Origin of the sequence: Paenibacillus yanchengensis (assembly GCF_042684845.1) — a bacterium.
Classification (GTDB): Bacteria; Bacillota; Bacilli; order Paenibacillales; family Paenibacillaceae; genus Pristimantibacillus; species Pristimantibacillus yanchengensis.
Genome location: NZ_JBHUMH010000049.1, coordinates 22,971 through 39,016, shown reverse-complemented (window position 1 = coordinate 39,016; position 16,046 = coordinate 22,971). Strand labels below are relative to the sequence as shown.

13 protein-coding genes, 2 tRNA genes and 1 CRISPR repeat array are annotated in these 16,046 nt (G+C 38.1%); of the genes, 12 read left to right on the top strand and 3 right to left on the bottom strand.

What is annotated here, in order from left to right; all coding sequences use genetic code 11:
• Window positions 1–14: 14 nt before the first annotated feature.
• From ACFSTH_RS12885 to ACFSTH_RS12875, 3 genes are all read left to right on the top strand, one after another.
• Window positions 15–4,322, top strand: coding sequence for an Ig-like domain-containing protein (locus ACFSTH_RS12885; RefSeq protein ID WP_377774806.1), 4,308 nt, complete (start codon window positions 15–17; stop codon window positions 4,320–4,322).
• Window positions 4,323–4,610: 288 nt separating this feature from the next.
• Entirely contained in the window at window positions 4,611–5,387 is a 777-nt protein-coding gene (locus tag ACFSTH_RS12880; RefSeq protein WP_377774807.1) for an HAD-IIA family hydrolase, read from the top strand.
• A 108-nt stretch (window positions 5,388–5,495) separates the two neighbouring features.
• The gene (locus ACFSTH_RS12875; RefSeq protein ID WP_377774808.1) at window positions 5,496–5,732 is read left to right on the top strand and encodes a thioredoxin family protein; all 237 of its coding nucleotides are present in this window, start codon (window positions 5,496–5,498) and stop codon (window positions 5,730–5,732) included.
• 104 nt (window positions 5,733–5,836) lie between these two features.
• Here ACFSTH_RS12875 and ACFSTH_RS12870 read toward each other — a convergent pair whose 3' ends face one another.
• Window positions 5,837–6,745 (bottom strand): LysR family transcriptional regulator, encoded by a 909-nt coding sequence (locus ACFSTH_RS12870; RefSeq protein WP_377774809.1) that lies wholly within the window; start codon window positions 6,743–6,745, stop codon window positions 5,837–5,839.
• Between the two features lie 79 nt (window positions 6,746–6,824).
• Here ACFSTH_RS12870 and ACFSTH_RS12865 point away from each other — a divergent pair.
• From ACFSTH_RS12865 to ACFSTH_RS12855, 3 genes are all read left to right on the top strand, one after another.
• Window positions 6,825–6,898: transfer RNA gene (locus ACFSTH_RS12865), tRNA-Cys, on the top strand.
• Between the two features lie 397 nt (window positions 6,899–7,295).
• Window positions 7,296–8,084: an alpha/beta hydrolase gene (locus ACFSTH_RS12860; protein ID WP_377774810.1), complete on the top strand. Its 789-nt coding sequence runs from the start codon at window positions 7,296–7,298 to the stop codon at window positions 8,082–8,084.
• A gap of 223 nt (window positions 8,085–8,307) precedes the next feature.
• Window positions 8,308–8,910, top strand: coding sequence for a hypothetical protein (locus ACFSTH_RS12855; RefSeq protein WP_377774811.1), 603 nt, complete (start codon window positions 8,308–8,310; stop codon window positions 8,908–8,910).
• A gap of 210 nt (window positions 8,911–9,120) precedes the next feature.
• Here ACFSTH_RS12855 and ACFSTH_RS12850 read toward each other — a convergent pair whose 3' ends face one another.
• Window positions 9,121–9,870 carry a type II toxin-antitoxin system prevent-host-death family antitoxin gene (locus tag ACFSTH_RS12850; protein ID WP_377774812.1) on the bottom strand — a complete coding sequence of 250 codons (750 nt, stop codon included), beginning with the start codon at window positions 9,868–9,870 and terminating at the stop codon, window positions 9,121–9,123.
• 367 nt (window positions 9,871–10,237) lie between these two features.
• Here ACFSTH_RS12850 and ACFSTH_RS12845 point away from each other — a divergent pair.
• The 3 genes from ACFSTH_RS12845 to ACFSTH_RS12835 all read left to right on the top strand — a co-directional run bounded on the left by ACFSTH_RS12845 (window position 10,238) and on the right by ACFSTH_RS12835 (window position 12,172).
• Window positions 10,238–10,311, top strand: a tRNA-Cys gene (locus ACFSTH_RS12845).
• A 388-nt stretch (window positions 10,312–10,699) separates the two neighbouring features.
• A complete protein-coding gene (locus ACFSTH_RS12840) occupies window positions 10,700–10,966 on the top strand; it encodes a DUF2277 domain-containing protein (RefSeq protein ID WP_377774813.1) in 267 nt (88 codons plus the stop codon).
• Window positions 10,967–11,062: 96 nt separating this feature from the next.
• The gene (locus ACFSTH_RS12835; RefSeq protein ID WP_377774832.1) at window positions 11,063–12,172 is read left to right on the top strand and encodes a DUF3626 domain-containing protein; all 1,110 of its coding nucleotides are present in this window, start codon (window positions 11,063–11,065) and stop codon (window positions 12,170–12,172) included.
• Window positions 12,173–13,011: 839 nt separating this feature from the next.
• Here ACFSTH_RS12835 and ACFSTH_RS12830 read toward each other — a convergent pair.
• Window positions 13,012–13,158, bottom strand: a complete 147-nt coding sequence (locus ACFSTH_RS12830; protein WP_377774814.1) for a hypothetical protein — start codon at window positions 13,156–13,158, stop codon at window positions 13,012–13,014.
• 70 nt (window positions 13,159–13,228) lie between these two features.
• Between ACFSTH_RS12830 and ACFSTH_RS12825 the strand changes: the two genes are divergently transcribed.
• The 3 genes from ACFSTH_RS12825 (at window position 13,229) to ACFSTH_RS12815 (ending at window position 14,780) form a co-directional block, all read left to right on the top strand.
• A complete protein-coding gene (locus ACFSTH_RS12825) occupies window positions 13,229–13,516 on the top strand; it encodes a DUF6809 family protein (protein ID WP_377774815.1) in 288 nt (95 codons plus the stop codon).
• Window positions 13,517–13,546: 30 nt separating this feature from the next.
• Window positions 13,547–13,807 carry a hypothetical protein gene (locus ACFSTH_RS12820; protein WP_377774816.1) on the top strand — a complete coding sequence of 87 codons (261 nt, stop codon included), beginning with the start codon at window positions 13,547–13,549 and terminating at the stop codon, window positions 13,805–13,807.
• 196 nt (window positions 13,808–14,003) lie between these two features.
• Window positions 14,004–14,780: an MFS transporter gene (locus tag ACFSTH_RS12815; protein ID WP_377774833.1), complete on the top strand. Its 777-nt coding sequence runs from the start codon at window positions 14,004–14,006 to the stop codon at window positions 14,778–14,780.
• Window positions 14,781–15,110: 330 nt separating this feature from the next.
• A CRISPR array of direct repeats spans window positions 15,111–15,731; the repeat unit is 32 nt; unit sequence GTCGCACCTTGTGTAGGTGCGTGGATTGAAAT.
• Window positions 15,732–16,046: the final 315 nt, after the last annotated feature.

Below are 16,046 nucleotides of genomic sequence, written 5' to 3'. Positions count from 1 at the left end.
TACAGGAGATAACTTTGATTACAAATATTGATGGAGAAAGGATGCATGACATGGGGAAATATATTCGTTACTCGATGATGTTTGTAGTTATCATTAGTTTACTCGGCGTAACGTCATATTCTAACGGCAGTGTTATGGAAGAAGTATATGCGGAATCAAGTAGCCCAGTAGTTAATTTGGTGAAAAATGGTGGGTTTGAAGCACGAAGTGGTATGAACGGATGCCCGCTTGATTGGCGCTGTACGCCAAAGAGTGGTAGTTTCGTTTACGAATATGATACAACGGATAAGCAAGAGGGAACAAATTCATTTAAAATTGCGAGTATAGAAGAAAAAAGCAGACTGATCTTTGATACTAGAGTAGATATAAATGAAGCGATTCGCGGCAAAAAGCTACAATTTACAGCAAAATTGAAAACAGAAGCAATAACTAATCGGGTGTTTGCTCGGATTCAATACTATGATTTTGCTAGTAAAGCAATAAGTAGTATACCAATGATTGAGCTATTTAGTTTGAAACAAGATAATGATTGGACACAGGTAGAGCAAGAGTTTGAAGTTCCAACAGTTCCAGAAGCAGTATTTTTACGAATTGAATTTTTGTTTGAAACAGGAACGGGAACGGTTTGGCTAGATGATTTCACTATGCAACCACTCGTCAGCATTGATAGCATGGATTTTATAGAAGCGAACCCAATAGTATTAGATGTTGGTGCTAAACGTTCTTTAGTCGACGAAATAATATTCCAACCAGCATTAACTGCTGGCACTTCACTACCTCGATTACAGTGGCAAAGTTCTCATGCGGATGTTGCTACGTTAGATGAAGCTGGAGAAGTAACTGCGCAGCAAGCGGGATTGACGATTGCGACAGTAGAAGTAGCTAATGGAAGTAGTTTGCGAGCGTCTATTCCTATTTTTGTAGGTGACTCCAGTGAAATGATAGCGGTTACGGAAGATAATACGCCATATGATGTAGTGCAAAGTGCTACTGTGCAAGGGCAGTTACCAGTAGCAGAGAGCGATCCAGCGAAAAACTTAACTGGGGTATTAGCTAAACAGCCATATTACGGACAAGTACAGATAGATAATACAACGAAAGAATGGTCTTATACTGCAAATGATGATTTTGTTGGTTCAGATTATTTTTATATTTTTGTAACAGATGATGAAGATGGAATGGGGGTTTCCCGAATTAATATGAACGTAATGAAAGCAAATAGTGCACCAATCGTGACAGAGAAATTATATATGATGGACAAACCAGCGCCAGGAGATGCAGCTACTATTACTGGTACTATCATCGTATCTGATCCAGATGGTGATTCGCTACAATATACTGTTGTAGAGCAACCACAAGAAGGGCAACTTAGCTTGACTGCCAATGGAAAGTGGAGCTATGAATTGCAAAATAGAGCGTTCACAGGTGTTGATCCCTTTGTGGTGAAAGTTTCAGACGGCATACACCAAGTGAATACTACGGTAAACCTTTATATTGCACCAACGGCAACAGAAATAATAGCAGAGCTAAAAGTGAAAAATCCACAGCAACAGCATCCGAGATTACTAGCTACTGCGGCTGACTTTGACCGGATGAAAGGATTGCTACAGACAGATCCATTATTTCAAAGCTGGTTCGAGCAAGTGAAGAAAGCGACAGATCAATTATTAACACAACCGATCGTACCTTATAAAAAGCCGGATGGGCTACGTTTAGATACAACGGCGAGCAACTATCTTGTACAGCTAGCATTTATGTATCAAATAACGGGAGAAGAAAAGTACGCGGCACGTGCGTGGGACGAATTAGAAAATGTATCTTCGACCAATTATCCAGATTGGAGTCATCAACACTTTCTAGATACAGCGATGACGAGTTTTGGCGTATCGATTGCTTATGATTGGCTATATGACTATTTGGATGACGATCAAAAGAGCACTGTGCGAACAGCAATTGTTACTAAAGCCTTGAAAGAAGCAGAAAAAGTATATAAAGCAGGCAATGGTTGGGCGATTGATGTTTATAATTGGAATTTTGTTAGTAATGCTGGCATGATCGCTGGTGCGCTGGCGGTAGCTGATGATGGTGGAGCGGCTACGGAAGCGCTAGCTGGAAGTATACTCAATTATTCCTTTAAATCGCTACAATATGGGTTGCGCCAATACGCTCCTGATGGTTCCGCTATTGAAGGACCAGCTTATTGGGAATATGGTACAAGATATTTAGTATATTTACTTCATTCGCTGGAAACGACATTTGGTCATGATTTTGGATTTTCTACTTACGAAGGGTTGTTTGAAACACCTAATTATCCGATTTACATTGCCGGAAATACAGGTACATTCAATTATTCTGATAACGAGGACTCGTTTATTTCCGGGCAATTGTTGCTCTGGTTTGCCAAACAACAGCAGCAGCCAGGTTTTGCTTGGTACCATCAATATAGTAATAAAAAAATGAATAAAATTGGCGTCTATGATTTGCTATGGTATGATCCCGAGTTGTACGAAGGTGGGCAACCGGAGCAGAAAGATTATGAATTTACGAGACAACCACTAGTGACGATGCGGAGTAATTGGGAAGATCCTTATGGGACGTTTGTCGGATTTAAAGGTGGAGTCAACGGTGCGCCGCATGGAGATTTGGACATCGGTACGTTTGTTTTAGATGCGCTTGGTGTGCGCTGGGCAGTAGATTTGGGGAAAGAAGATTATAATTTACCTGGATTTTGGGATCGAAATGAAGCATCGGCACGTTGGACGTATTATCGCAAACGACCAGATGGGCACAACACTTTAGTGATCAATCCTACGGAAAATCCGAAAAAGACACAGCAAATTTGGAATGCTTATGCGCCAATCGTTGCTAGGCAATTAAATAAAACAAGCGATAATAACGCTTTTGCCATTACCGATATGTCAGCAGCATACGCTCCGCATGGGGTTCATGCAACTAGAGGAGTTGCTTTAATTAATGAACGTCGTGAATTTGTCGTGAGAGATGAAGTAAAGTTGAAGAAAGCGTCGGAGTTATATTGGTTTATGCATACCGCAGCTGAAATTGACATTGTGAACAATGGTCAAACAGCGATACTGACCGATGGGGATAAACGATTGGTAGCGAAGTTAGTTAATTCAAGCGCCGCACAATTTACGGTAATGGACGCTGCTCCTATGACGGGAACGCTCAACCCTAACGGACAAACGGCTAATCATTTGGTGAAAAAACTGGCAGTGGTTTTGCAAGCAGATGTGAATGTTACGGATGTATCGATTGCAGTACAGATGACACCACTATTACCGGGCGAAGCACTACCTGCCAATAACAGTTACACATTAGCAAGCACTCCTTTAGCGGAGTGGGGTGAGGTTGAAGGAACAACATCAGCTAAACTTAGCGATATAAAAATGAATGGGCAGTCCATTGCCGATTTTTCTCCAGAACAATATACGTATGTGCAGTCTGTAGCTTATGGAGACGCCCTTCCGGTAATTAGTGCTGATACGCTTCATCCGGAACACACAGTAACAGTAACTAACATATCCTCTAACGTTGTTCAAATCGATGTCGTAGACGAACAGCAACAGGTAGCGGATAATCGTTATTTTGTACAATTTGTCATCGAGGAAGAAATAAGTGGAACGCCAAATACGACAGCGCCAACATTGGGGTTGCCTACGGATGCTACAAAAATTCCGGTTACTTATGTAACTGCAAGTGGGCATGACGGCAATGTACCAGAGAACACGATCGATAATAAGTTAGAGACACGCTGGTCAGACGAAGGAAATAGTTGGATTATGTTCGAGTTAGATAAACCATATGTTATCCAGCAATTATCAGCGATTTGGTTTAAAGGACTCGAGCGCATAAGTGAAATAAAAATAGAAGTTTCAGCGAATGGGTATATTTGGGATAGAGTTTATGAGGGTAAAACATCAGGTCAAACAGCCGACTATAAAACGTATCCATTACGTGCTGTGGAAGGTAAGTTTGTACGAATTAAACTGAGTGGAAACACGATTAATGCTTGGAACAGTTTAATCGAGGCGGCTATATTTGGAGAAGAACCAGCGCCTGTTACACCTACTACGCCACCAACTTATATACCACCCGTTGTATCTGGTGAAAATACTATAACGAGTGTAACGCTTCGTGATGAACAAACTTTATTAGCATTAGATCCAGTGTTCGCAAGTGATGTGACGGTATACTCTGCAACGACGCAGGCGGAACAAGTGGAACTAAACGCAAGAACAGCAGCTGATGATGCTACAGTACAAATTGCAGTTACAGCAATTAGTAGATTGTTGGAGCAATAAGAGTGAACGTGTCATTTCTGTCCGATTTACAAGGAAGAGGTCACTAAAATATTCAGCTAAGCTAGTTACTTGAGAACAACAGGTATGAGCTGTCCAGCTAGTCAGGCAAAACTGACCACTGGGCAGCTTTTTGATGTAGAATATGATGATACAAAGGCACTGCTAGCATATATAATTGAGTCAATCGAGCCAGAATGTATATTAATATGTTACATAAATGTTGTTTGTAGTAATGATCGTACAGCAAAGCAATGATATAAAAAAACAGTACAATAATGAGGTGTTAACATGAAATATGATGGATTTATATTAGATTTAGAAGGAACTTTAATTCAAAGTGGCAAAGGGCTATTAGGAGCTGCTGAACTTGTACAAAACATCACGAGTCGAAATATTCCATTTAGAATTATCACTAACACCGTTGGACGTTCCCCAGCAGAATTAGCTTTAACCCTTCAACGATCAGGGATAGAAGTCTCTCCCGAGTTAATTATTACGCCGATGGAAGTATTGAATTCTTATTTTATGAAATACGAGGATCCTATATCTTTCTTGTTTGTAGGGCCCGAATTTATCCAGCAACGTTTAAATATACAATCTTCGCTTAGTGATGAACTCACCCCAGACTATGTAATTCTATGTGACTTTGAGCGTATACCTTTCGGATTCAAGCAATTGAACGAAATATATCGTTATTTAGATCGTGGTGCAAAACTAATAACGTTAAGTGAATCGCCTTACTATTTGGATCAGGAAGAGCGGAAATTAGATACTGGATCATTTAGTAAATTGTTCCAATATGCTTCTGGTCAACAGGCGATATTACTGGGCAAGCCATCATACCAAATATACAAAGAGGCATTAACTCAAATGGGCATTACTTCTTCCCATACACTTACTGTTGGAGATGATATAAATACGGATATTAGAGGTGGTAAAGAGGCAGGGATAAAGACTGTCCTTGTTCGAAGTGGAAAATATCGCCATGGCGACGAGTTACAAGTTACGCCCGACATAGTTGTTGACAATTTGTTAAATTTACTTAATCTTATTAATTTGAAATGATAGGTAAATCCTATGGTGATCATAACAAAGTAGTAATTGATCCTATTATTATTCTAGACTACACTATATATTAAGCCAAACAAATTATAGTTTAGAGGAGTGGTTGAGATGTCACAAGCAACATTTTATCATGCAGGTTGTACCGTTTGTGTAGATGCAGAGCAAATGATATTAAATTATTTAGATAAGGCAAAAACGACTACAGAAATTGTACATTTAGGTACTGATCCAAATCGTATTACAGAGGCTGAGAAGTTGGGAGTCGAATCTGTTCCAGCGCTAGTCATTGATGGAAATGTATATCATATTAATTTCGGTGCTAGTTTGAAAGATGTTAAAGGATAATTGTACTACACGAGGCATAGTACTTTTATATTGTATATGTAAAACGGTGGTAGATAGAAGGCGGTTTTCTAAATGTATTTATAGAAGATCGCCTGTAATTAGTATCAAGTTATTTCTTTTTGGGAAATGAAGGAACGTGTCGTTTCAGCTAGTTGTTTTATAAATTCTCTTGTAGCAGCACACAAATGCTTATGTTTTCGATATATTAATCCAATTTGAGTCGTAAGGGTTGGATTTTGAATAGGAATAATGGATAGCTCTGGATGATTAAGATGATCTAAATAAGCTTGCGGCAAGACCGTAACGCCGACTCCTTTGCTAACCATGTTGATGATAGATTCTAATGTCGTCATCTCCACTACTGGTTGTGGTGTAAACGATAATGAGCGGCAGTGTTCATTAATGAGTTGTCGCAAATAATAATTGTTTGGTAGTAAAATAGATGGACTTTCTTTTAATATATCAAGTGTTACAAATGGGGATTTACTTATAGGGTTGTCAGTAGCTACAGCGAGAGCAAGATTCTCTTCGTATAGTGGCTCTACTTCAAAACTATCTTGTTCGACTGGTAACAATACTATCCCTAGATCAAGCTCATTTTGCAGTAATCCATCATAAATATCGCCAGTGCGAAGTCCTAATACAGAAAGCTCAATATTTGGGTAATGAGTATGAAATCTAATGACGGTTGGTGGTAACAAATAATGGACAACTGTCATTAATGCACCAATTTTTAAAGACCCTCTTTGTAGTCCTTGTAGTTCATTAATATTTGCATGTGCTTGCGATAATTCATGAAATACGTTGTAACTGTGCTGTTGCAATATTTGACCTGCTTTTGTTAGTATTGTTTTCTTTCCAACTCGATCAAATAAAGGAATACCCATTTCATGTTCTAGCAAGCGAATTTGTTGGCTTAAAGATGGCTGCGCTATTCCTAGTTTCTCTGCTGCACGGGTAAAATGTAGTTCTTCACTCAATATGAGGAAATATTCTAATTGTTTTAATTCCATCGGAAAGCTCCTTATCTGCTTGGAATGTATCGTTAATTTGTAACTGTACAAAGGTGGAAGGACGAACAATAAAAATTATGGGAGTGTAGCCAAATGGTAAGGCAAGAGCCTGCAAAGCTCTGATTTCTGGTTCGACTCCAGACACTCCCTCCAAATGATAATACATTCCTGTTATCTGTAAAATAGCTCCTAAGAGATGCAAAAATGGATGATAATTACGATGTATTCATTTTAGCACAAATAGTAATAACTTCACGAAGTAGATGAGTTAATACGAAGAAATATATAACACTTGTAGTGTAGCCCTCATTGTTGATAAAGGAGTCAATATACATTGATTCTTATATATACAATGAGGGCTTGTTTGTGTTTTAGTATGTGAGAAGTAAATGACTTGGACATCTCAACTAATATGGTGTGGACAAAAACTAACATTGATATTGCATGGAGAACATAATTTGTCTACTATTTTGAGTTTAGTAGAAACTAGTAGTAAAATGATAGTATGTTATTGGGAAATGCAAATGAATAAACTAGGAGCTGAGTACAAATGGCATGGATCGAGTGTAACTTTTTTTCGGAAACGTTAATGTTAAGCACAAAGATGACTGTACTATTACCTGAGCAAACAGCTGGACAAGTGGGACAACGAAATGTACGACTTGGAGATAAACATCCGACGTTATATTTGTTGCATGGTGCTACGGATGATGACACCATTTGGTTACGCCGTACATCAATCGAACGTTATGTTGCTCCGCTGGGGATCGCTGTAGTTATGCCACAGGTACATCTTAGTTTCTATACAGATATGAAGTATGGGATGAAATTTGGACAATTTATTAGTGAGGAGTTGCCTGAGATAGCGAGGTCTTTCTTCCACTTGTCGGACAAACGAGAAGATAACTTTATTGCTGGTTTATCAATGGGAGGATACGGGGCGTTTAAACAAGCTTTAACTTATCCAGATCGTTACGCTGCGGCAGCTAGTTTGTCTGGTGTGTTGGACATTGCAGCACATCATGCAAGAACAGCGCTTAGTTTCAATCCGCTAGCACTTGTATTTGGTGACGAGCAGTTGGAAAACACGAAACATGATTTATTTCATTTGGCAGATCAAGTAGCTCGTTCTTCTGATCCGAAACCGTTATTATATCAAGCGTGTGGTACGGAAGATTTTTTGTATGAGCAAAATCAAAAGTTTCGAGATCATAGTAAGTCCCTACAATTACCATTAACATATGTGGAAGGACCAGGAACACACGATTGGGCTTATTGGGATGCGACAATTCAAGACGTTCTTCGTTGGTTACCGATTCAGCAACCAGCATCGTTGTAGCTGTCATCATCATTCAGTACTACAGATGCTCGTAGTGAAGTAGTTGTACTATACAAATGATGCAAGTTGTACAATCACATTAACTACGAGCAACTTACATAAAGGAGAGGGCAATTATTGCTCTCTTTTTTTTAGTTACAAATGAATAATCAGTGGTATGATAAGCATAAATAAATTTTTGATACCGTTGCACATACTTTTTTAGAGAAAGGGTGAGTAAGTAATGAACATATATGTCACACATTATTACAAACAAGGAACGACTCCTTTTCAAAGTTTATCCGCACTATCGGATCAGGAAGCGCTACGTGTAATGGAACAATTAGGAAGTGATTCCCCTTTGTTTGCTCGATTTAAAACACCTGTTGCTTATTGGAATACTCGGAAGCAAGTAGAACAGTGGTTGCTAGATCGTTTTACGGCAAAAGGAGCAAAACCAGCGGCAGCTTATCCGTTGTATGCCGTTTTAGGTTCCTCTGCTTGGATTGAAAAGTATGGCACTGCATTTGATATTATTAGTATTCGAATTTCACTTACTTTATTTTCAGCGCATGATATATCATTCACCTATCCAGATAGCATGGTATCTTATGAGCAAAGTAACCGGTTGGTACAACAAATGGAAGCTACAAACGACAACCTTACATGGCAACAGTCGATGTATGGTCAAGTGTTTACTTTAGATGAAATACAGCAACGACTAGCGAACGATAATTTGTTAGAGCAAATAAGCGACAGTGAATTGCCAGAAGAAACAGCACCGTACATAGAAGCGCAAATATGGAATCATGGGCTATTAAATGGCGAAAAAACGTTCCCGGGATGAAGAGAAAAATGAAGATAATGAAAGAACGGTAATGGGGTGATGTCATAACAATCACTACTCAGGACAAGACGATTTTTTTGCACTTGTGCAATTCTACAAAAAAGGCTACCAGTAGTCAGTTTTCATTCTGGATAGCCTCGATCTCCATTTTATTTTTCGAACACCTGTACAAGAAATAAGAACAAAGATAAGCAAAATACAGTTATTTTTTTACGTCTCGAAGATGGTATCTACAGCAATTTCAAGCCCTTCGAAAATATGAGAACGCACCACTTCATTTGATTTATAAACGGTATACTCATTAATGTTATAATCGTGAAAACTATATACTAAGACGGTAAGTTTTTCAGGATCGATGATCCAGAATTCCTTCACGCCAGACAACATAAACGTATTCAGTTTATCAATCATATCTTTGGAGCGGGTACTCTTAGATAATATTTCGACGCACAGTGTAGGGGTTCCCATATATCGATCCCGTTCATTCACTGCTTCATCGAAGTCACAAACAATGAGCAAGTCCGGTTGCATCACATCAGGTGTGTCTAAGTCCTTTTTATAGAAATGTACATCAAAAGGGGCATAAAAGACTTTACACTTTTTTCCGGATAAATACGTTCGCAGATGAACGTGTAGATTTCCGGAAATATCTTGATGAAATGTACTTGGCGAAGCAAGTAGCACAATTTCTCCATTAATATATTCCATTCGTAGGTCACTGTTTTCGTAAATCTCCATAAATTCTGTGTACGATACCTTTTTGCCACCATACTGATAGTCTTGTGCTCGTTCCTTTACAGTAAAATATCGTTCGATTTCAGAAATATATGGTGTTAATCGTGCGAACTTATTCCCGTTTTTTGTAATCACCACATCGTTATTAGAAGCTGCATAATCGAGGTACATTCCTAAATTGTTCTTAAATTCCGTTGCTGTAATTACCTTCGTTGTGTCTTTCATTATAGCCACCTCACAAAATAGTATTTTAATTATCGTACAATTATTATAAGTTATCGTACAATCTAATGCAACATATCGTACGATAAATGTGTGCGATTATAGATAAGTCATTCGTTAAGATGCGTTAGTTTAGAAGTGAAAACGATAGGTTTTTCCTATGGTAATGATAGGGACTTAGTAATTGATCATATATCGTTTTACAACTAAACTATATATAGAGCAACAAGATAATTTAAAAATAAAGGAGTGAGAAAATAGATTGATGAAAGCAATGAGAGATTAGGTTATCTCCTTTTGGGAAGTGAAGGAATGAATGGTGAGCAAGGATTTTTAATGGGAATGATGGTTAACAGTAGATAGTTGATACGGGAGTATAGCCAAATGGTAAGGCAAGGGCTTGCAGAGCCCTGAATGCTGGTTCGATTCCAGAAGCTCCCTCCAAAATAATACATTTCTATTATCTATCATATAGTTCTTTAGAGATGCAAGAATAGATAATGATACTATATATTAAGTTCAGCACAAGTAGTAATAACTTTATGATAAAAATGAGTTAATAAGAAGAAACATATCATATTTAAAGTGCAAGCCCTCTCTGTTGATGCAAGAGTCAATGTTCATTGATTCTTAAGCATTAACAAAGAGGGCTTCTTATGTTCTAGTATACATAGCTTAGTAATTCAGGAATTTAATTGTCTCAATATTCACTTATTATTTATACAACACTAGTGTATGATGTTATATATAAATTTTCTTGCTGCTGGCTATTTTTATATGCGTAGCTATAGTAGTACTGTAGTAAATTAGACTTGAAAAGGAGTGTTACTTTATGTGCCGTAATATTAAAACGCTATACAATTTCGATCCACCTGCTACTGAAGAAGAAATAAAAGCTGCTGCACTACAATATGTGCGGAAACTGTCTGGTTTTAACGTTCCTTCCAAAGCGAATGAAGAATCTTTCCAAAGAGCGATCGATGAAATAGCTCTCTCATCTCAAAAACTGTTAGAATCGTTAGTAACACAAGCAGAACCTCGTAATCGAGAAGTAGAGATAGAGAAAGCTCGTGAGAGAGCGAAGAAAAGATTCGGTTAGCGTAAAGCGGACGATGCATAGAAATATCAAGTTAGTAAGCAATCATTCACTAATGATTTAATGGGAAAAGTAACGGGAGGGAATATGAAACAGAAGATAAAACTTACTAGCTCACAGCAAGCAGCGATGAATTATATTAATCAGTATGCTGCTTCAAGAAAAGCTGCGGCGCAAGCATCAATAACTGAAATTTTGCAAATGTCTAATATTCCTAGGAGTGATTATGAGGAATCTATTGAAAAGCTTAGATTAGATGCGCGAGTAGCATTACATTTTCATCCGGATCGTCCACTTGACCGTGAAAGAAATGTGGCACAAGCATTGTTGCAAGATGGGGTATATAAAAGCCAGTTTGAGACGAAAATTTCTAACGGTAGTGTGTCAGCTTATCCTGGCGGTGTGCGGGATTTATGGGAAAAATCTTTATTTGGTGGCGCGTATCATACAGAATACATTATAGAAAGTGAAAGACCAAAGTATGGAGCATTAGATATTATGGCGCATTCCGATGGTCCGTCTCCTAGATTTGGCTCTTGTTATTTTTTGCTTGCTCCAGCTGTATCGCATCGTTGTACCTACACTTATGGTGGGTCACAAGATGATCCGCTCGAAAAAGGTACAATTGAAGCGTTCGATGATATTATAGCGGCTGTTCTTAAAGAGTCGTTTTTACGTGAAAATGTACTTGGAGAAAATAATTTATTTCCACGACAAGTGTTAGATAGGTTCACAGTTTTGTTAAAAGAACCAATTGCGGAACGAATGAAACGAATGCCAACAAAAAATCTTAATTATTATATAGAAGCACAAGTTCATGGAAATATCTCTTTACAAGATGATGTGGAAATATTAGTAGCTGATCCTTCCTTTAAAGGAACGGATGTGGGAAGAACGTTAGAAAAATTATGTGAGCAGTATGCGATAGCGTTACATTGGCACCATGGATATAGTATTCACGAGAGCGAAGTGCCGTCTTATTATAGAGGACCGACCATGCCTTCACTAGCGGAAAGAATAGCTGTTAACCATCTTATTGATGCTCATACGATTGGTATCGCAGTTAATGGTCTACACAATAATCCAGAAAGATGGAGTGATAGAGGAAGTTATGAGGAAGTGCTTCAAGAGTTAAAGTTAATGTGGCATGTGTTAGTACGGTTTGGTGAGACGATATCAGCTGCAACTACTGACGATTTTACTAAGTGAATAATGGATAGAATAATATGTACAAATAAAACCTCCACACTCGGAGGGCGCTGAGAAAGTCCATGTCGTTCAATTTATTGAGAGGTTCAGTTCGAACCTCTTCGTCAGGTTTGTCATTCCTGCTCTTGTGATGTCTCTACTTTCACATTTCTTTCCTCAAACACATGCTTTGCTACAGAAATAGTATTCTGTTATCATGTTGCAGCCTCCTAAAAATAAATTTCATGATCACTATATTTTGGTATGTATTCTACGTTAATACGGAAAAATCCAGACCAGTTTTGAACATAAAAATGCAGAGATGAAGAGGTTCTACGGTATGGCAACAGCCAAGTACCGAGGTCTATTTCGTATGCGAATACAGACGTAACTCACAGCATTTGTCGTGAATGAGATACGAATGGTAAAGCTAGTCGAACAAAAGCAGCCCTCCCTCGAATGAGGAGCGAACTGCTTTTTAGTATTCTCGATTACATTTCCAAATTGAATTTCTCTAAGATAAAATCCCTTTAACAAATAATGAGACATTGTGCTTGTAGAACTCTTCTTTCTTTTAACAGCTTCTCAAATTGTGGGATATCTGAATGTCTTTCATTGATGGCTTCTAATATGCTTTGCCATTCATTTCAATTTATTGTATAAATATGACGACACGGAAAATTGGATTAATCGGTCTGTGAAATTGTGTTGTTACGTTAGGTGGTGGAATATAATTATTTATAATACAAAAATAGGGAAGTAAAAAAACGCCATCAGGCGTTTTTTTATTGGAAACATACGTTCTAAAATTAGATAGTAATTTAATTTGTAATTGTTATTGACACCTACCGTTCTAACATCTATCGTAGTGCTATGGGCACAAGAAGAGGTGATGGATATAGTCCATAAAAAGAATCGATATTTTGATATACAAAAAAAGAAGCGGCACCATCCGACGAAGAAGTTGCCACTTCCCAACCAGCAATCGCTGAAACAGCAGACTGCATAAATATCCTACCATGTGCATGAAGTTCATTCAAGCGTTGCGATGAAAATAGTGGAAGGATGAAGAAAATAATGAATAATAAACGAAATACGATTATACAAGCCTTGTATCATGGACGGATTAATCCTGACGAAGTGATTGTTCCGTCGCATCCTAACTATCGAGCTTTTACGACACAAATAGCGGAGCAAGCAGAGGGGTGGCAAGAAAAACTTGGTGAGACGATGTTTGCCGAACTGGAAGCACATTTAGAGTTGCGTGATGTCGTTAACAATATGCAAGTAGAGGCTACTTTTTCTTATGGGTTCAAATTAGGTGCTAATTTGATGTTAGATGTAATGGATAACAATGATGCATAGTAAATAAATAATAAATAGGTTCAGAACATTGTGAACGCAGCTACATCTAAATTAGCAGTAGCTGCGTTTCTATTTTTGTTTATGTTTGCGGGCGTGATAGGTTTTCTAGTGATGATAGCACTATTAACTGCTTTCAGCACATCAACAACTTCTACTATTAGTAATAAAGCTGATAAGCCAGCATCAACTACAGAAGTAAGTGACGACAAAAAGAAGTTGGAGCCATATGAGATTACATTCGCTTACATTCGCTTTTTATGGGGCAGAGCAGAAAGATTTGGAATTAATTGAGCAAAAAGTATTGGTGTTTTCTGGTAATAAAGCGATAGACATTATTTTTACTGGTGAATATCAGCATCTAGCTATACTGCTACATCGTAATATTCGGGTTAATGTTAATATTTTTCTTTTTTAATAGTCCTACATTTTCGCAAAGTAACAGTCTCATTCTCAATTCGATTGAAAAAACACCTTACAAGTTTGGAGCATTTCGGTATGGGGTTCCTTGGGGTGGGCAGTTACAGCAGTATTAGCAGGTCCAATTTTAAGCTGGATGGGTTTACTTAATTTGTGGATATTGTATGCAGCAATGATGGTAGTGTCGCTTTTATTTACGATTAAGTTACCAAAGGGCAGAGTAGTTAGCGATCAACCAGTGGAGCGCCAAAGCTATTGGAAGGTGATGGTATCTAGTAAGCTATTTTTTGTTTTTGTACTTCTTGGTATATTAATATCAGTACCGAACTCGATTAATCAAACTTTTGTTTCTTTATATATAGCTAATCTGGGTGGTTCCCATGCATTAATCGGTTGGTCAGTATTTTTAGCTTCTGTTTTTGAAATACCCGTCTTTTTATTATTCGATAAATATTTAAAGAAATCTCCCAAAATGATGATCGGCTGTCTTGTTATTGTCAGCGGGTTGTATGTGTTACGTTGGTTTCTTATGTCGGAAGCGACTAGTGCATTGCATATTATACTCATTCAAACGATGCATTGTATTACGTTCGGAGGTTACTATTATATAGGAACTAGTCTGACCGCATTACTCATTCCGAGTCAACATCGTGCAACAGGGCAAGCCATCTACGCTCTTACGTGGGGAGGAATCTCTGGCATTGTAGCGGGTATAGCGGGTGGTTGGATGTTTGACTTTTTGGGACCACAGACGTTATATCTTATCAATACTTATATTGCTCTAACAGGTGTAATTGGCTTTTTTGTAATGTGGCTAAAAGTTCCGAAGAGAGTAGCATTTGTGTAGGAACACGTTTTATGAGAAAACGGAACTAATTCTAAAAATTTAATAATTAATAATTAACACTATAGACTCGACGCAAAAATTTCTGTACCGCAATGAAAAATGTGCATAACAAAATAGCATAAATTCTAGTGCGAACCACTGGTGCGAATGTGAGGCACACATAAAATCTCTAGGCGATTCGCACCAAATAATTAGAAAAAACTAGAAATTAAGTAAGAGTAATTATAGAAAAAGTATGATATACTCTAAAAAAAGACATTAAATCATTATTCGCTATCACTAATAAGAACAAAAGCACTTCAAACTTATTCTATTTTGCTTATTTTCGCAGTCGCACCTTGTGTAGGTGCGTGGATTGAAATTTATTCTACTACAACGACTCTATTAAAGCTCCAAGTCGCACCTTGTGTAGGTGCGTGGATTGAAATGTTTATATCCGGGCTATTACGGACGGCGACGTTGTCGCACCTTGTGTAGGTGCGTGGATTGAAATCATTAACCTCGAACATGGGGGCTGGCTTGATTGGTCGCACCTTGTGTAGGTGCGTGGATTGAAATGTAATCACATAAACTTCCATCTGCAAAAATCCCTGTCGCACCTTGTGTAGGTGCGTGGATTGAAATTGTACAGCCTGTGCGCCTTTGCAACGCTGCTTAGTCGCACCTTGTGTAGGTGCGTGGATTGAAATCAGGCCAGTATTCGAAGTTCGAAGCCGCTAAAGTGTCGCACCTTGTGTAGGTGCGTGGATTGAAATATCGTAAATCGCTTCCTTGTCATATCCTTCTAAGTCGCACCTTGTGTAGGTGCGTGGATTGAAATAAATCTCATATACAGCAACTTCTATTCGAGGTTTGTCGCACCTTGTGTAGGTGCGTGGATTGAAATCAAAGTGCTGAAGTGGTGGCGTTCGTTGATACGGTCGCACCTTGTGTAGGTGCGTGAATTGAAATTTCGAAGTCTGTCACACCTGTTTGCGACATGAAGTCGCACCTCGTGCAGGTGCGAATCGAAATTGTAATGAGAGGGAAAACCTTGAACACAGACAGTGTTGCATTTCATGCAAGTATGACATCAAAGATAACGTTAAATAAGATCAAATTAGTCAAGCGCTAATGAGGTCTTATTTTTATTTATAGAAACATATTTCAATGTTAGAAAACATTGAGGGAAATAAGTCGTTAATGGGTTTTGATATCTATTGTAGTGGTCTTGGTTACAGAATATAGCTTGTTAAACATGTATGCTAAAACTAATCAGTATGTAAG